This is a genomic window from Parahoeflea halophila (assembly GCF_900220985.1).
GTDB classification, from domain to species: domain Bacteria; phylum Pseudomonadota; class Alphaproteobacteria; order Rhizobiales; family Rhizobiaceae; genus Hoeflea; species Hoeflea halophila.
In genome coordinates this window covers 636,300-653,598 of record NZ_OCPC01000002.1, presented here as the reverse complement: position 1 = coordinate 653,598, position 17,299 = coordinate 636,300, and the positions used below count along the sequence as shown (strand labels likewise).

The window sequence follows — 17,299 nt, the reverse complement described above, 5'->3', positions numbered from 1 at the left end:
CCGGGTAGACGGCGAATGGGTTTGTTCACCGTCTGCGGTGATGCGGCGACTGGTTGCAAGGCAAGCGGGGACGCTTTCAAAAACCAGTGACAAGTTTCCGATTTCGGAGCGCCGGCCCGGATCTCAGATCAATACACCCCATTGGCGCGCTGGAGCTCGCGTATATAGACGACGATACTGTCGAGCTCAGCATTGGTAATTCCTTCGACCGGCGGCATGTTGCCAAATTGCCAGTGATGCGCCCGCACGCCATTCTTCGCCGCCAGGTGGAATGACGCATCGCCATGATGGTTGGGTTCATAGATCCTGTGGATCAATGGCGGTGCAATTCCGTCCTGTCCGGCCGCATTTGGGCCATGGCAGGAACTGCACCACTGGTTGAACCGCTCTTCCCCCTCCCGGGCGACTGGAGGCAGATCCGGCACCTGGACATGTGCCAGAACGGCCCCGGTCGCGACCGGATCAGATGGTACCAGCACACGGTAGAGCAGGATCCCGGCTCCCAGAACGGCCACGGCAATTGCCACCTTGCGCATGTTCATGGGCGGCTTCTCCCCGCGATCTCGTCGATGATCGGGCAGTCCGGCCGGTCATCGCCATGGCAATGATCGGCAAGGGTCCTGAGCGTGTTGCGCAGCGACTTGAGCTCCTTGAGCTTGCGGTCAATCTCGACGATCTTTTCCAGTGCCAGTGCCTTCACATCGGAACTGGCCCGCGCCTTGTCTTCATAGAGCGACAGCAGAGAACGGCATTCGTCAATGCTGAAGCCGAGGCTTCTGGAGCGCTGAATGAAGGCCAGGCGGTGGACATCGCTACTGCTATAGTCGCGATAGCCATTTGCGGCGCGAACCGGCTTGATGAGGCCGATATCCTCGTAGTAGCGGATTGTCTTGACCGGAAGGCTGGTTGCGTCAGCTGCTTCACCGATGTTCATGTCTGCCTCCCTGACCTGAAACCAAATTGCATTCTGGCCCACATAGGACTTCCACCTGCTGGAAGGTCAAGCGTCCAGCCTGACCGATCTGAGGCGCAGTGCGTTGGAGATGACAGACACCGAAGACAGGCTCATGGCCGCTGCGGCAATCATAGGTGAGAGCAGGGTTCCGGTGATCGGATAAAGCAGACCTGCAGCAATTGGCACGCCAACACTGTTGTACGCAAAGGCGAAGAACAGGTTCTGCTTGATGTTGCGCAATGTCGCCTCGGAGAGCTTGCGCGCGCGCAGGATGCCGACAAGATCGCCCTTGAGCAGGGTTACGCCGGCGCTTTCGACGGCTACATCCGCCCCGGTGCCCATGGCAATGCCAACCTCCGCCGCGGCCAGCGCAGGCGCATCATTGACGCCATCTCCGGCCATGGCCACCTTGTGGCCGGCCTTGTGCAGCTCATCCACCAGTGCCTTCTTGTCTTCAGGCAGGACTCCGGCGCGGACTTCGTCGATGCCGAGCTGACCGGCCACCGCGCGGGCCGTGGTCTCGTTGTCGCCGGTTGCCATGATGATCTTGAGCCCGGCCTCATTGAGCGCCCGGATGGCATCCCCAGTGCTGGGTTTGATCGGGTCCGCAACTGCGATGAGACCCGCAAGCCTGCCGTCGATTGCGACATAGATCGCGGTCTTGCCGTCCGAGCGCAGTGCATGGGCCTGCTCGTCGGCAGCGCTGCAGTCAACGCCGGCAAACTCCATCATTGCCGCATTTCCCAGCGCGATTTCCCTGTCACCCGACCGGCCCGACACGCCTTTCCCGGTGATCGCCTCGAAATCTGAAACCGGCTTCGCCTCGATCCCGCGCCCGGCAACACCCTCCACGATGGCTTCGGCCAGCGGGTGTTCCGATCCCGATTCAATGCCCCGGACAAGTGCGAGCATTTCGGTTTCGGCAATTTCCCCGAGGGACACAACATCTGTAAGAGTCGGCTTACCTTCGGTCAGTGTGCCGGTCTTGTCGACAACCAGCACGTCAACCCTTGCCATGCGTTCGAGCGATTCCGCATCCTTGATCAGAACGCCTGCCTGCGCACCACGTCCCGTGGCGGTCATGATCGACATCGGCGTTGCCAGACCGAGCGCACAGGGGCAGGCAATGATCAGCACCGAAACTGCCGAGACAATGGCAAACACGAAAGCCGGATCGGGACCGATCAGCAGCCAGATTGCGAATGCCAGGACAGCAACGATAACCACCGCCGGGACGAAATAAGAGGCAACGCGATCGGCAAGTCCCTGAATAGGCGCGCGGGACCTTTGGGCGGATGACACCATGGCAACGATGCGCGCCAGCATGGTCTCGTCACCGACTTTTTCAGCTTGAACGATCAGCGATCCGTTCTTGTTCAGGGTGCCGCCGGTCACATGGTCGCCCTCAGCCTTCTCCACCGCAAGCGGCTCGCCTGTAAGCATGCTTTCATCAACGGAACTGCGGCCCTCGACCACGACCGCGTCCACCGGGATGGCCTCGCCGGGGCGAACACGCAGCCGGTCCCCGCCAACAATGTTTTCAAGCGGGGCGTCATATTCCTCGCCATCCGGCAGGATGCGGCGGGCGGTCTTTGGCGCCAGATCAAGCAACGCCCGAATGGCGTCGCCGGTGCGTTCGCGGGCTCTGAGTTCAAGCACCTGGCCAACGAACACCAGCGCGATAATCACCACTGCCGCCTCGAAATAGACCGGCATATGGCCGCCGGCCATCTGCAGGCCTGCGGGAAACAGATGCGGAAGGAAAGTCGCAATCGTGGAATAGAGATAGGCCGCGCCGACACCGATCATGATCAGCGTCCACATGTTGAGGTTCCACGTCCTGATCGAGGTCCAGCCGCGGTGAAAGAACGGCCGCGCCGCCCAGACAACCACAGGTGTTGCCAATGCAAATTCCAGATAGAGGGCAAGCGTTTCGCCAAGCCACTGGCGAACGGGCAGCCCAAGCATCGGCGCCATTGTCAGGATCAGCAGCGGGATTGCAGCGCCGGCGCTGATCCAGAGCCTGCGGGTGAAATCCACCAGCTCATGGTTGGGACCATCGGCCACGCCATCCATCGGCTCCAGCGCCATGCCGCAGATCGGGCAGGTGCCCGGGCCTTCCTGCACGATTTCCGGGTCCATCGGGCAGGTATACATTGCGTTTTTCGGAGCAGCCTGTTTCTTTCTGGCCTTGTTGCCAGAAAGATAGAACCAGGGATCGCGCTCGAACTTGTCGTGGCAGCCGGTCGAGCAGAAATGGAACGCCTCGCCCTTGTAGTCGAGCTTCGGCTTGCCCTTGCCGAGCGCGACATCCATGCCGCAGACGAGATCCTTGACCTTGCCGTCGACTGGCACGGTGGCCGCCTCAAACAGCGCGCCGGTGTCGACCTTCGATCCGTCACGGTGGTCTTTCGAATCTGCGTGCGTGCAGCCTTGATGGTCCATGATGCCGCTCCTTCCTGACTTCAAACGACCCTAGATCTTCCAGTGACTGGAAGGTCAAGCGATCAGTTCCAACTTTCTGCCATCCCGAATGGAACCTTCCACCACTGGAAACTCGTTAAGCTGACACCACGCTATATGGAGGAGCAAATGGCCTATTCACGTTTTCTCGCGATGATCGCGACTTCAACGATCATCATGTACGGTCTGATGTATCTCAACACCTGGGATAGCAGCCACGTGTGGTTCAGCCAGACCAGGATGTGGATGGCGCTTTACATGGGCGCTGCGATGGCGCTGGTCATGCTGGCCTTCATGCTCTCAATGTACACCAACAGAAAAGCCAACATTGCCATCGTGGTCGGATCGGTGATCGCGTTCAGCGCAAGTCTCTACCTAGTACGAAGTCAGGATACGGTCGGCGACGTGGCCTGGATGAAGGCGATGATCCCGCATCATTCCATCGCCATCATGACAAGCACGCGCGCCGATATCAGCGACCCGCGTGTGCGTGACCTTGCAAACGAGATCATTGAGGCCCAGAAGCGGGAAATTGACGAGATGGAAGCCTTGATTGCCGATCTCGAGGGCGGACCGGCAGCGACCCCGGAGATTGATGGCCGGTAAGGCCGGCTTGACGGCCGGCTTGACGGACGGCTTGCGTTCAGGCACCGCTTCATCGGATCTGCCTCCGTAGCCTCTGGGGTCCGCGGACCTTTTTTTCAGGATGGCATGAAGAAGGCAGGCATGATGCGAGGCGCTCAAGCCGAATGGTGCCTGCGCATACACTAACCCACGATACGGCACTCACAGCGGACCGGATGCGCGGGAAGATTCGTGAGCGTCATCGGTGGCTTGTTGCTGCTCGTGATTCCGCCTGCAACTCCCCACCCAGGGTGATATGAAGACGGAGAGCGCGACATCAGCGTGAACAGCCCAACACATCGGACGGACTTGAGCGGGAGCAAGTCACCAGCCGCCAGCATTCAATGCAACGACAAAACCGGCCGGATGAGGAACATCCGACCGGTCTTGCGGTTTGGGAGTTTTCGCGTTCAGCCGGGAGGAAAGCCGGCCGCGAGAAAACCTTAGTTTTCGGTGACGATCTTGCAGCGTGCGGCGCCAGTTTCAGAGAACTCGACTTTCTCTTCGATGCCCCGGGCGCAGGTGTCCCTCAGTTTGGCCTGCTGTTCAGGTGTCGCGGCGTCCCAGCGAGCCTGAAAGTCGGCGTCTTCGCGGTCGTTGCCCTCTGCGTCCATCATGATGTCGACCACGGCGGTGTCGCCTTCGGCCATTGTTTCCATGGCGGTGCGATTGTATTCCTGGACGCCTTCAGCGAATGCGCTGGTTGCAAACAGGGTGGCGAGAGCAGTAGCTGCGATGAGCTTTTTCATGGTGTTTCCCTTTCGTTGAATCTTACAACAGGGAAACATCGAAGCCGGGAATTGGTTCCAATAATAATTTGCAAGCGCCGCTGAAATGTAGCGGGCCGGACCGGGACACAGTACGGCGCGGCCGCCGGTGAGCCAAGCGACGGGCCACGAGAATGCTGAAATTTCAGATCTTGCGACGTTCCATGTCAGGCGTAGAGAACGGAATCATAACCGTAGGTCTCGCTCAGTTTCTGGCCGAGAATGTGCTTGTGCTTGTGCTCGAAGGTCAGGAATTCGCTGAGCGTGGTTGAGCTCTCGCGCGGCCAGAGCAGCTGCAAGCGGCGCAGCTTGGTCGGCACCCGGATGCCGGCGTCTTCCGCTCTCGTGATGATGTCGGAGATGTCGTCCCAGGTCTTCTGCATCTCGTGAGCGGCTGCGAATTCGACGATGGCGGCTTTCTTCTTCTCGTCGGTGGGTGTGTTCATCGAGGCGTTGTCGAGCTCGACCTGTGCCATCTTGCGCATGTTGACGGCATTGGGCAGAAGCCAGTTTTCGACGTTCTGCATGTTCTCGGCCACGCTTCCGACCAGCTTCTCGTCGAAATTGCGCATGTCGAAATTGCATCCGGATTCGGTCAGCAGACCACGCAGGAACTCCATCAGCTTCTTCGAATCATTGGGCAGAAGATCCGGATAATGCTGGTAGATGTCCGCGGCGATCCGGCTTCTGTAATAGGCATTGCGGCCGAACTGGGCGAGCAGGGATTCGTAGTGCTGGCCTGCCACCTTGTCCCTGGCAAGGTCGGACTCGGTGAGCGTGGCTATCAGGTTTTCCAGAACCTCCTCGCTTGCGCCCTGCGGCTGCCAGCTGCCGTTTGGCGAAGCCCCCACAACCGGCCGCTTGGCGGATTCGCCCAAAGCGCCGTGGAAGGCGTCGAAGATGTCGCCGGCCATCTGCAGCTCTTGCGACAGTTTCTTCAGGTCTGCCCGGTCGATCGGCCTGAAATTGCCGTTGGGTTCGCACAGGGCTTCAAATATTTCCGGCTGGCTGTAGGAGAGCCATTCGCGGAATTCCTCGTCACCCAGGCGCCGGTCAATGCCATTGACCAGCTCGGCGAGCGCAGGCAGGTCATCAGCGGCCGGGCTCAGGCCGTTGATCCGGTATATGCAGGTCTTCAGCACCGGCGTTCTCGCCAGACGCGTGATCAGGAAGGCAGCCACGATCTGGTCCTCAAGCTGCGGCAGCGCCACGAAGGCCTCGTCGCGATCGAGCAGGCTGAGCGCCCTGAGCAGGATATTGCCGTCGCGCGCAGGCCTGAACTCCGTCTGGCTGGCCCAGAAATCGGGATCGATGGCGTCGGCGAGCAACCAGGGCGCCGGATCACGAATGAAGGCGTCCCAGGCAAAGCCGCCATCCCCGGACCCCATGCCATAGAAGATGGCCGAGTGCACCTTCAAGGGCGTGAACTCGAAGGGCGAATAGGGTGCCGAGACCCAATCGTGCTTCACACTCAGGGCGGCGGGAAGCGATTCGAAATCATTCGGTTCGGACAGCGAAGAACGCTTGGCTGGCCGGTGCGCGTCGATTTCGGCGATCTTCTTGTGGCTCAACGTGTAGACGCCGCGCAGCAGTTGCAGGCCGGTGGTGTTGGCCTTGAAGGCGATGATGCTGTCGGAACTCAGGTGCTGGCCGGCCCGCAGTTTGCGTCCCATGGTGTCGTAGAAGACCAGATGGTCTCCGGCCGAGATCTCGTAGACCGAGAGCTTGACCTTCTCGCCGCTTTCGTCGGGAAAGACATCGACGAAATAGTCTGGCTGCGACAGTTCGAACCAGCGATGCTCTTGGGTGAGAATCTCGATCAGGTTCTGCCCTGCATCGCCAATCTCGGCCTCGTCCCAGTCGCCCGAGCCGGAAAGCAGCTGGCGGTAGGCATCGACGAGATTGTCACTGATGGACTGGAACGTGCCCGGGTCAATGTCGATGATTTCGCTCCACTCGTTGGCGCGTTGCCGGTGCGCCGAGACATGCAGGAAGTAAAGCCCATGCAGCAGCGGCCGGCTTCCCTCGATGGTCAGAACCGCATTCTGGACCCGGTCGTTTTCGACAGACGCACGGGTGATTGCAGTCGCATTGTCATCCCGGGCCACCAACTCCGCTTCGGTTATGTCGTAGCCGACGGGGAAGATCTGCAGCGCGTCTTCGAGATGCGGCACCTCAAGCCGAAAGCTGGTTACGGCAACCACATTGCTGGTCTCGTCGTCTTCATGCACCGGCCAGGAGGTGAAATATCCCGCCCATCCGATGTGGGCATGCGGTTTCTTGACATGGTGGATGCGCTTGTCGGACCAGACAAAGCGGGCGTCCGGATCGTCACCCTCGTCCTCGGGAAGTGCGATGACGACATTGCCATAACGGGCATTGGCGACAGCACCCTCGGCTTCGCCGACCAGCTCGAAGGCCTTGAGCGGCCTTGCCGTCTGCGCGTCATCGATCAGCAATTCGACGGAATGGGTGCCGCGCGGCAGACGGAGCGTTCTGAGAAAATTTTCACCGGGCGCGATCGAGAAGATGTCAACGACAACGCCCGAACGGTTGCCCTCGCGGAAGGCATGCGGCTTGAGGTGACACAGGACGATCGCACCCTTGCGGTGCTTGACCAATTCCTCCCCCTTGGATGCAAAATATCCCAGCACCGCCTGGTCTTCGCCGTCCCAGGCAAGCCAGACATTTTCGCAGTCTCCGCCCCGATATCCCATTCGACTCTTTCCTGTACTATTCAAATGGTTTATTGCTTTTAAAGACTTATAATGAAATTCAGCAAAAGGGAACGCTGAATTGGCCGTTAATGATAACAACCAAATTCACGTCGGGCTGACCGGGCCGGTGAGATCAGGCAAAACAAACCTGTTTGTCGATTTCGCCAAATGCGTGGAACTCAACTTCCACGGGTTTCGTCAACTTCACAACATCAAGATCGAAACTGACCGGGTAAACCGAAAACTACTTCGGACTTACTACCGCAACCTTCCCGACGCCACGGAAAGCGTAACAGACATCCGGTTTGATCTCGAACTTGATCTTCCGCAACAGGAGGGGCCCGAGCCTGAAGGAGCTCTCGAGAACCGGCAATTCACCATCCATGTCCGCGACGCGCCGGGTGAAGCTGCCTTTCCGAGCAGCGATGTTGCCGGCAAGGCAAATCCTCACGCCGAAAAGGCTAAGGAACTGGACGAGTGGTTTTCGAAGGCCAAAGGCATCGTGCTCGTCATATCGGCACTGAATGCCGGCACCGATGAAGGTTTCGAAGCGCTGATCGACAAGGTCGAGGACTTCTTCGAACGGGCCGGAAAGCCGGAATTTCAGAATCTCGAGCGCGTCGCCATCGCCATCAGCATGTTCGATCTGCTGCTGTTGCGGTTCGGCAATCGCTCGCGGGACATCGCCACCGAGCCCGAAGCGGTGCTCGCCATACTGCACGCCCACATGCGGCCTGCCTTCGACATCATCAAGGACTTCCGTCCGTTTCCTTCGCAGGAGCGGGACATTGACCTCAGATTCATCGCCACGTCGAGCTACGGTTTTCATCCGCAGCTGGGATGCGCCAATATCGACGCCAATGCGGAAATTCTCGATCCGGGGAATTCGCGCTTTCCGGTGCCGCTGACACCGGACAATGTCCGCTACCCCTACATGACCGCGGATCCCTTCATCTTCGCGGCGCTGGGGCTCGACAGCCCATTCTTGTTCACGCGTGACGAAATCCTCAGCGGCATGCTGAAGGAACGGAGCCCGGCTGCAGCCGCGGTTCAGCCGGCGGCATCAGCCTCCGCCACAGCGGAGACGGTGGACGGACCCCAGGGCTGACGCGCAGACGCCACGCGTGCGGCGACGTGGCTTGCTTGAACCTTCGGCTACCCGGCACATATCAATGAGTGTTTGCAGCAGGGCCTAGCCGGCTGCATCGCCAGACCGCCCGCTTTCCACGCAAACGCGGATAGTCCCCCCACCCCCCAGGGGCGAGACATCAGAGTTCGCGCCGGAAATTGGGCCGGACCACCACCGGCCTGCGGCGGCGCGGACGCTGGGTGGAATTGGCCTCTGCCTCCTCGAGCTGCTCCGCCTGTGCTGCCGCAAGCCCGTGTTGCGCCGGGACCGGACGCGCGACCGGCTTGTCCTCGTTGGATGAGCCGGTCGCGGTTTCTCCTTGCGGCTCCGCGACGTTCTTCTCTGCCACCATCCCGGATGCCTCTGTGGCGGGGGGTTCCGCTTCGGCGCCTCCCGGGTGAGCGGTGTCATTGTGCCTGCGGATCCGGCGGCCCACTTCGGCCAGTCCCTGTTCGGAGATCAGGATGCCGCGCCCGGTCTTGCGCGCCAGCTGTTTGCGGAACAGGCTGTCGACGATAAGCCGCATCTGGCTGCGCATCTCGTGCGAATATTCCTCGTCATAGAGATGCGGCAGCAGGTAGCCCTGCTTGTCAAACACCGTGTTGAGGATCACGTTCTTGGCGGCCAGAACGGAATCGGGGTCATCGGGCTTCGCGTCCAGATCGAGATCGGCGATGTCCAGATCCTCCTTCCGCTTCGAGGCCTTGGAAACGACATTGGCATCCCAGAACAATTTGGAAAGCAGCAATGACAGCTCCTGCAGCAGCGCCAGCAGGGCCGGGAAGTAATCCCGCGCAGACGCGGTTCCGTTGAACAGCGCCTCGACCTTGCCGATGGCCTTGCTGATGGCATCCTGTGACGGGTTGATCCGGTCATAGAGGCTGGCGAGATCCTCGCGGTAAGGGCCGCCTTCAAGACCGCGCTGTTCGGCGGCAACCAGGCAGGTTTCCAGCACATCAGCGCGCATCTCGTCATAGGCCCGGGTGACCGGCTTGAGCCGCTCGGGGCCGGAGAGATCCAGCATCTCGCCGCGCAGATCATCGATGATCTGCTTGCGACGGTCGGTCTCGTCACAAGCCTGGGCGAAGGCCGCCTGCTCGGCATCGAGCGTATCGATCTGCCGGAATACGGCCATCAGCGCCTGGGGCTCGCAGGCCGGCAAGTCGGACACCGACTTGAGGTCCGACAGTACCTCGGTGACCACCTGGCAGTAACTGGCGGTCTGCTTGAAGGTGGTCTGCGACGGCGTGTCTATGAAGGCGTTGACGCTTTGCAGGAAACCGTCGGCATCGAGCGTGTAGCCGGAAGCCACGTCCTCGCCGAGCTGGCTCGTGGTGGTGTCCAGGTCTTGCGCGATCTGCACGACCTGCGACTGCAGCGCGGCCTGTTCCTGATTTGCCGCCAGCAGCCGATTGCGCGCCGCTTCCTGGTCCTTGCGCAGGCTGGCAAGCTCTGCCCGGGAGTCGGCAAGGTTCTCACCAAGAGCATTGTAACAGGTGCCCTTCAATCCCCCGCCGGTGCCGGCACGGCGCCTGCGATTGCAAGCGGGATCGTCGGTGAGCTGACTGGCCAGGCCGTCGGCCAGGAGAATGGCCTTGCTGGCCGGCGAAACACCGGGCTCGCCTTCTTCCTGCTTCAGCGCGATCTCGAGGTTGTCGACGCGCTCGACGGAAGCAGCCACCCGGGCCTCGGTTGCGGCAACCAGCGCCTCCAGTTCCCCGATCTCGGTCGTCAGCTTGGCCAGATTGCGCTCGACCTCGCCCTGCTGGGTCTTCAGCTCACCCTGCCGGTTCCGCAGTTCGACCTTCCTGGTCTCGATCAGCGTCTGCAGCTCGGAGGCGATTTCCCGTTTCTTGTCACGGTCTCGCAACTCGTCGGTAAGAGCGCCCATCCGGGTCGAGTAGTCCTTCAACGCCTCGTCGCCGAGAAGCTCCGCCTTCTCATCGAGATAGCGCTCGTTCATTTCCTTGTTGATGTTATGGGCATAGAGCCCCATCTGCCGCAGGTTGGTCTCGGCATTGGCGAGATCGGAGCCGCCGACGCTGAGGAACTGCTGATGGTAGGAGGCAAAGGAGGAGATCCAGCAAATCGCCACGGCGACCAGATAGAACGGCATCACCAGGGCAATCTGGGTGATCCGGTTGGAGGATATGCCGTCGCCAAGAACCAGCGAGGTAAAGGCCAGGAAACCGACTGCCAGCGCGGTAATGCCGACCCAGGCATAGGTCTCGGTCATGAATATTCGCGCGCCACCGCTCGTTGCATATGCAGTCATGAAGAATGCAACTGCAGCAAAGAGGATGATGAAACCTTGCTTCAGCCGGATCGTGCTGAGGACCGCGTTCCCGTCTTTGTTGTTCTTGTCCATCTCAACGCCTGCTCCCTCTACTCAAACTCTACTGGTGTTCAACCCCGGCGTCTTGGCGGTATACGAATTGTTAACACGGGTGCTTTCATTCCTGCAAGGCGGACCGCCACGAGGAGCACCAGTGCTGCCGGAATTGCCATGAATAGGTGGTGACTTGTTCCCGCCGACAACCATGTCATCGGCTGCCCCATGACCGGCAACAGGCCGAATGCATTCGACCAGGCCAGAATCCATTGCATCAGGAACAGCATGCCGGCCCCCAGCGCAATGCAGGCCAGCGCCTGATCGGCGCCGGTCTCGACCGGATCGCGGGAGCGTTTGGCCTGAAGCTTGAGATAAAGGCTGATGACGAGAAAGATAAAGCAGGCCTGCAGCGTGATCAGCAGGATGGCCGCGGCATTGCCATGGCGGGTGACGATGTAGGTGGCGGCAAAATCACTCTGCACAACGGGCACGCAATGGGGCCTGACCGGTCCCTTAAGGGTCGAAGGGGTACAGCGCAGCGTGTCTGCCGCCAGCGCCTCGTCCGGGCAGGAAATGCCGAGCCCGGTGGAAATCGCGTCACCCAGCCAGCCGACCGCCTGGCCGATATTGTACGGCGCCGCCGTCAGTTCCGCACTCATTCCGCATGGCGCATTGGCCAGGGTGGCGCGTGACCTGAGCACGTGGAAGTTCATGTCGCGCAGCGACAACTGCCTCGGCTCCTCGTAGCCACCGGTCCGGCCAAAGCGCAGATCCGCCCAGCTCATCAAGCGTTCAACCGGCAGCCGGCGACCCTCACCGAGCACTTTCTCCAATTCGGTGATCTGCTTGTCGGGGCCTTGGAACCAGGACCAGTCCTCTACGCCCAGCCCTGCCTTGGCCGGCACATCGCGCAAGGCCGCGGCCATAACCAGCGCGATCAGCGGGGCGGCTATGGCGACCCGCGCCAGCGTCCAGTTCACCCGGTTGCGAATGGCGACCGCGAAGGTGACGACAAGCAGGCAGGCCACGGCCAGCACCAGGATGAGCAGCTCGCCGCGCATCAGCGCCCAGGTTCCCATCAGCGCCAGCGGCAGCCCCAGCATGAGGATGAAGACTGCCCGCGGGATTGCGAGCGTCCTGACCAGCATGACCAGCAGCAGAAGCAGCACCAGCGCTGCGGCAATCAGGTATTCGGGCGATCCGGTCACCACTTCGACAAGCCGCCGCGCCTGTTCGAGCGCCAGCAGCGGCGCCAGGATGATGGCGGCAAACACCAGCAGCAGAAGCGCGAACTGGCCATGGCTCAGCCGGTAATCCTGGATCGACGGCACGTAGGACAGCGGGATCCGGCGAATGTCCCTGAGGTCATCATATTCCTCTTCGCGGATTCGCCAGCCGATCGCCATGACGCCGACCACTGCGGTGATCGCCGTGGCCGAACCGATGATGATCAGGGGCGAATAGTCGGATTTGACCGCCGGGACGAACAGGAGCGCGACCAGGAAAAGGGTCGAGAGAATGACGGCGATCAGTGTGATGCCGAACCAGGCCTGGGCCAACAGCCGGGCGCGGATCAGCCATTGCGCCAGCGTCGCCCCCAGGAGCACGACAATGGCAAACTTGCCGGCCTCGACCGGCTGGATAGAGCCGCCGAGGCCGGTCTGGTTGCCGAGGAAGAACCAGGCTGCGAACAGGGCAAAGACGATCGCCAGGAGCCACATCGTCGGCGAGAAAAAGGAGGGGCGGCCGGCAAAGTCATTGCCGATCCTCAGCTTGAGCGCGGTCGGCGAAACAATCGTCAGCGCCATCACGAACAGCGGAAGTATATCGAGAACGACGAGCTTGTGCTTGATGAAGAAGCGCTCCCAGTCGGTGTTGGGGCCCTCCGCGCTCATGGTGAACATCGAGATCGAACCGATGGCGATGATGCCCGTCAGAACCAGCCAGAAGGCCGAAAGGCCCGCCCCGCCCGAACGGTCGAGCATGACGACGATCGTCGCGCAGGCCCAGATGGCTCCCAGCCCGTAAAACAGCCACATCGAGGCGTCGGGAACATCGGTGATCAAGCGGGCGATCGCAACCAGATCGGGCAACAGCGCAAGCAGCAGCACGAAGCCGCCGGCCAGGGTGAGCAAAGCGGCCCGCACGATCGAGCCATTGGCGCGCCAGACGGTGGCGCCCGGGACGGCCAGCACGATCAGCAGGCACAGGCAGATGGCCGCGCCCCGGGCCAGGATCTCGGCACTCACCAGCCCCTCGGGACTGCTGACGAACAACCTGTCTAACGTAGACGGCAGCTCAACCTGCGACACCTCGATGCTGGCGCCCTTGGGCAGAAGGTTTGGCGAACTGTCGAGCGGCGGCGGGCAATCCTCGGCCGAGGCAGTTTCGACATCGGCCAGTAAGGCCTGAGCACAGATGCCGTCATCAAACAGCGCGATCCTCCGGTTGGGCACAATCTGAACCTCCCACCCGGCTTCCGCCGTGGCCGCCGTTTCGATCGCATAGCGGGTCTTGCCGGCGGTGAAATGCGTGACCGGCGGGTTTTCAAGGTCCGAGGTCGACGCGACCGGGATCTCGATGCCGGTGCGGCCGTAATTGTGGCGAATCCTCTCGCCGTCGAGCCAGGTCTCGAAGCTGACGGGAACAAGCTGGGCGTCGCGGTGAATCGAGACGAACAGGCGGTCGTCGGAGAGGTTCTTGTGAACCACGAATTCGAGCTCGGGGTTGGCGCGCGGCATGGCCACCAGGGCGTAGCTGTGCATGGTGCAATCCACATCGCCGCCGAGCACCGCAATTGTCGCCCTGCCCTTTCGGCGCAGCAGATCACCCAGGCCGAGAGGCTCGAGCAGATGCGACACTCTCTCGGTGATGTGATGGCTCAGCCGGTTGGCCTGCCACAGAACCCAGCCGGCGGTGCTCTGTTCGTAACACGCAGCGGCGGGTTTTCCGTCGACAAGGATTTCCGCGCCGTCGCGATAGACAATCGCCGTCGAGGCTCTTCCGCTCCAGTCCTCGACCGAAAATGCGATGCCGTCGTCGTCCGTCACCGAGATCTTGACGAACTGAGAGCCGGCCGAAAGCAGGGTATGGGCGCCGTCCTGGCGCGAGATTTCATAACGCTCGCTCGAGCCTTCCTCGGTCTTGCCCCCGAACTCGACATTGAGGCCACGCAACTCCGCCACCCTGCTGATCAGCAACTGACCGTCTTCACTCGCGCGCAGCCGCACATGCTGCAGTTCTGCCGATCGGGCCCCTGCCGGCTGGAGCAATTCGGCGCGCCCGAGCACCACCTCTTCGCCGCGCGGCACCATCAGCTTCAGCTCCCCCAGCGCGCTGAACCGCGGCGCCTGACCGGCGGCAGTGAAAAGCGCAGCCATCCACCAGAAGATCACGGCCAGCGTGGCAAGCCCGAAGACCAGGCGTATCCCGATGCCAAGAGCCGAGGTGAGTGAGCGGACGATCCTCATTCTCCGTCCTCATAAAGGGCGAGGAGAAAATCCCGCACGATCGGCCCGCAGGCCGATCCGCCGTAGCTTGGGGAAAAGGCCACCCGGCAGGCGAAGGCAAGTTTCCGGTCAATGCCGGGAAGGCCCTGCTGCGGATCGACATAACCGACCAGCCAGGAGGCATATCGACCGTCGGACGGCGCGTTGACATGATTGAACACTGGCGCCGTGCCGGTCTTGGCAAAGACCGAGTTGCGCAGTTCCTCTGGAACCTTGGCGAAGGCGCTGCGCGAGGTGCCGCCGCTTTTGCGGATCACCGCGCCCATGCCGTCGCGCAGTTCGCGCAGAAACCTGTCTGCCAGCGCCTGTTTCTCCGGCGGGGCGATCAGGAGGGGTTCGCCCTCCACCGGATCATCCGACGGTCCGCGTTCGGCGCGCGGCACCAGGTGCGGCCTGACAATCTTGCCAGTTGCAACGGAGGCGGTGACGGTGGCCATGGCCAGCGGGCTGGCACTGACACTGAGACCGATGCCGCCACGCGCCAGCCGCAGACGCCGTGGCTCGCCGGGTGGCACCGGCAGCCCGGCTTCAACGATCAGCGGGCTGGCACGGCCGCGGCCGGTTGCAGGATAATTGACATCGAGAATGTCGAGCGCGCTCTTGCGCGCAATGGCATCGGGGTCGCGGGCGGCGGGGAAGAACCGCGCGGCTTCTTTCGCCAGGATGAGATCGGAAACCGGATCGGTGTGCTCGAAACCGGTTTCCGGATCGAGCAATTTATCGGCGTCGAGATACATGGCAATGCCGGCGAAAAACAGGTTCGACGACCGCTTGATCGCCTCGCACATGCCGGCCCTGGGGGTTCGGGCGTCACCGCAGCCGCTTTCCACCCCGGTTTCGAGGATGTGACTGATACCGCTGCGTACGCCGGCAGAGGATGCCGAGTTGCCCATGCAGAAGACGATCCTGTCCCGGGCCCCCGGGATCGGCAGTGCGTTCATCTTTTCCGGGTCGCGCTCCTCGTAGTCCGGTTTGCAGCGGCCGTTGAACGAAGGCCGTGTCGCGGCAATGCCGAACAGGTCGGCGATCTGGAGCGGGGTTGCTGTGCCCAACAGCACGCTTTCTAGCGCCTTGTCGCCGCTGTCGAGCACATGCTGGCTGGCCGCCAGCGCCGTCACCAGCTTGAAAGCGGACCCCGGCGTTCCGCGCAGATCGTAATTGCGCCAGGCATAGGCAGCCAGCGGGCTCTTGGCGGACGCCGTCAGCTCCAGTGTTTCGATGTCCCATGACGACATGCCGGTGCGCGGTTGCGGCAGGCTGGCAATCGCGAGCACGTTGCCGGCGTCCTCGCCCCCGGCATCGAGGATCACCAGATCGGCCCGCCGGGCACAGCGCTCCTCGTCGTTCGGGCAGGTGTAGTTCTGCTCAAGCGCGGCCAGCGCTTTTTCCTGGTAGTCGGGGATCAGGGTCAGCGACGGGTTTTTGCCCTCCTCCGTCCGGGTCAGCGCGGCAGCGACAGAGCCGGAATCGCCGGTTCCCAGACCCAGCAACCCGCCCAGCCCGAGCTGGAAGGCCTTCTGGGTCAGCGCGCCTTGCGAATCCAGCACCGGCAGACCGGCTAGCTCCAGCCCGGTCAACGGCTCGGACTGCCGCTCCACGCGCTGGTTGTCAGGCACATTCCAGTCCAGATTGCAGCCGGTCTCCGACCTGCCTCTGGCTGATTTGCCAACCGCAAATCCGGACAGGTCGCAGGCAACGCGGATGCGTCCGAAGCCGAGCGAGACCTTTTCACCCGGAACGTCGGGAGCACCGTTCTGGCGAGCGGCCAGGTAGCGCCTGAGGCCGCGATCAATCCGGATCGAGGGTTCTATCAGCAGTTCAATATCAATCGTCCGGCCCTTCGGTTCGGCCAGAAAGATCTTCGTTCCCATCGGCCGTCCGCGGGGATTTTCACCCTCGCAGCGGACATGATGCCCGATCGAACGGGTATCGTCGGCACAAAGGATCGCCAGGGATGCAAGTTGCCTCATACCGGCAGCGGCCATTACCTCGTCTCGGCCGACCTCCGGGTCTATGGTGAGCGGCGCGCCGTTGATCGAGATCGACCGCACCGCGCCGATGGTGCGGATGCTGACCGGCATGTCGCCCAACGTCATGGTGGTGGTGAAGCGGTACTCGCCGGCCTCGCCGGTTTGGGTGTCGATTACCGGAGTGATGACCTTCCAGTCGCCGAAGAAACTCTCGGTTTCGCTGGCCAGGAAGGCATAGTCGAACTGGGAGATCGTTGCCGTGGTGATCGATTGAACGGCCCGGCCGTCGGCTGCAATCGTGGCCTCCCACTTGTTGGGCAGGCAACGGGCGGGCACGAACAGCTTCGCCGTGCTCACGCCGTCGGCACAGGCTACGCCCTGGTCGGATTTCAACGCACTGTCGGCTGCGCGGTTGTCGGAGACAGCAACGATACGGTAGCTCTGGTTGAAATTGGCAACCTGCTGGCGGATACGTTCGCCCTGGGCAGATTCACACAACTCGCGGACATATTTTCGGCCCGCCTCGCCAGCCGGTCCGGAAACCAGGGTCACCGTCTCGGGCGAGCGCATGGCCAGGGTGTTGCAGGGCGCGTGCCCGAGCGCCACGGACACACCGTCACGCACCGGCCAGATCGCGCCACCTTCAACGAGGAAGTCAAATGTCGCGGCGTCGAAAGCCAGCGCGCTCGGGATCTCGACGCGGTCCATCCAGATCCGGTTGACCCGGAACGTATCAACAAAGAACTGAGCGCCGAGATAGAGAATGCCAGCGAGCAGGGACAGCACAATAATCTTGAAATAACCCGCGCTGAACAATCCGGCTTTCATGGCTC

The 17,299-nt window shown here is 61.8% G+C and carries 10 protein-coding genes; 2 read left to right on the top strand and 8 right to left on the bottom strand.

Annotation, left to right across the window (positions count from 1 at the left end):
• Nucleotides 1–128 precede the first annotated feature (128 nt).
• The 3 genes from CRO46_RS10440 to CRO46_RS10430 form a co-directional block, all read right to left on the bottom strand.
• Entirely contained in the window at nt 129–542 is a 414-nt protein-coding gene (locus tag CRO46_RS10440) for a c-type cytochrome (RefSeq protein ID WP_210421515.1), read from the bottom strand.
• Nucleotides 539–934, bottom strand: a complete 396-nt coding sequence (cueR, locus tag CRO46_RS10435; protein WP_097107732.1) for a Cu(I)-responsive transcriptional regulator — start codon at nt 932–934, stop codon at nt 539–541. The genes CRO46_RS10440 and cueR overlap by 4 nt, the downstream gene beginning before the upstream one ends.
• 66 nt (nt 935–1,000) lie before the next feature.
• Complete coding sequence (locus CRO46_RS10430) at nt 1,001–3,400, bottom strand: heavy metal translocating P-type ATPase (RefSeq protein ID WP_097107577.1); 2,400 nt, start codon at nt 3,398–3,400, stop codon at nt 1,001–1,003.
• A gap of 147 nt (nt 3,401–3,547) precedes the next feature.
• Between CRO46_RS10430 and CRO46_RS10425 the strand changes: the two genes are divergently transcribed.
• Complete coding sequence (locus CRO46_RS10425; RefSeq protein ID WP_097107575.1) at nt 3,548–4,024, top strand: DUF305 domain-containing protein; 477 nt, start codon at nt 3,548–3,550, stop codon at nt 4,022–4,024.
• Nucleotides 4,025–4,485: 461 nt separating this feature from the next.
• Here CRO46_RS10425 and CRO46_RS10420 read toward each other — a convergent pair whose 3' ends face one another.
• Together CRO46_RS10420 and CRO46_RS10415 are read right to left on the bottom strand one after the other, a co-directional pair.
• Nucleotides 4,486–4,791 carry a hypothetical protein gene (locus CRO46_RS10420; protein WP_097107574.1) on the bottom strand — a complete coding sequence of 102 codons (306 nt, stop codon included), beginning with the start codon at nt 4,789–4,791 and terminating at the stop codon, nt 4,486–4,488.
• 185 nt (nt 4,792–4,976) lie between these two features.
• Nucleotides 4,977–7,526 (bottom strand): hypothetical protein, encoded by a 2,550-nt coding sequence (locus CRO46_RS10415; RefSeq protein ID WP_097107572.1) that lies wholly within the window; start codon nt 7,524–7,526, stop codon nt 4,977–4,979.
• A gap of 127 nt (nt 7,527–7,653) precedes the next feature.
• On the opposite strand from CRO46_RS10415, the gene CRO46_RS10410 reads away from it, so the two are divergent.
• On the top strand, nt 7,654–8,634 hold the full coding sequence (locus CRO46_RS10410; RefSeq protein WP_143438990.1) for a hypothetical protein: 981 nt from the start codon (nt 7,654–7,656) through the stop codon (nt 8,632–8,634).
• A gap of 160 nt (nt 8,635–8,794) precedes the next feature.
• Here the strand turns inward: CRO46_RS10410 and CRO46_RS10405 are convergent, their stop codons facing one another.
• The 3 genes from CRO46_RS10405 to CRO46_RS10395 are packed head-to-tail and all read right to left on the bottom strand — an operon-like array spanning nt 8,795 to nt 17,294.
• The gene (locus CRO46_RS10405; protein WP_097107569.1) at nt 8,795–11,023 is read right to left on the bottom strand and encodes a coiled-coil domain-containing protein; all 2,229 of its coding nucleotides are present in this window, start codon (nt 11,021–11,023) and stop codon (nt 8,795–8,797) included.
• A gap of 38 nt (nt 11,024–11,061) precedes the next feature.
• Nucleotides 11,062–14,457: an FtsW/RodA/SpoVE family cell cycle protein gene (locus CRO46_RS10400; protein WP_097107567.1), complete on the bottom strand. Its 3,396-nt coding sequence runs from the start codon at nt 14,455–14,457 to the stop codon at nt 11,062–11,064.
• Nucleotides 14,454–17,294, bottom strand: coding sequence for a penicillin-binding transpeptidase domain-containing protein (locus CRO46_RS10395; protein WP_179759013.1), 2,841 nt, complete (start codon nt 17,292–17,294; stop codon nt 14,454–14,456). Before CRO46_RS10395 ends, CRO46_RS10400 begins: the two co-directional genes overlap by 4 nt.
• Nucleotides 17,295–17,299: the final 5 nt, after the last annotated feature.

Excerpts from the sequence above, each read along its gene's own strand:
- CRO46_RS10405 (WP_097107569.1), bottom strand. The coding sequence starts at position 11,023 with ATGGACAAGAACAACAAAGACGGGAACGCGGTCCTCAGCACGATCCGG.
- cueR (WP_097107732.1), bottom strand. The coding sequence starts at position 934 with ATGAACATCGGTGAAGCAGCTGACGCAACCAGCCTTCCGGTCAAGACA.
- CRO46_RS10425 (WP_097107575.1), top strand. The coding sequence starts at position 3,548 with ATGGCCTATTCACGTTTTCTCGCGATGATCGCGACTTCAACGATCATC.
- CRO46_RS10440 (WP_210421515.1), bottom strand. The coding sequence starts at position 542 with ATGAACATGCGCAAGGTGGCAATTGCCGTGGCCGTTCTGGGAGCCGGG.
- CRO46_RS10430 (WP_097107577.1), bottom strand. The coding sequence starts at position 3,400 with ATGGACCATCAAGGCTGCACGCACGCAGATTCGAAAGACCACCGTGAC.
- CRO46_RS10420 (WP_097107574.1), bottom strand. The coding sequence starts at position 4,791 with ATGAAAAAGCTCATCGCAGCTACTGCTCTCGCCACCCTGTTTGCAACC.
- CRO46_RS10395 (WP_179759013.1), bottom strand. The coding sequence starts at position 17,294 with ATGAAAGCCGGATTGTTCAGCGCGGGTTATTTCAAGATTATTGTGCTG.
- CRO46_RS10400 (WP_097107567.1), bottom strand. The coding sequence starts at position 14,457 with ATGAGGATCGTCCGCTCACTCACCTCGGCTCTTGGCATCGGGATACGC.
- CRO46_RS10415 (WP_097107572.1), bottom strand. The coding sequence starts at position 7,526 with ATGGGATATCGGGGCGGAGACTGCGAAAATGTCTGGCTTGCCTGGGAC.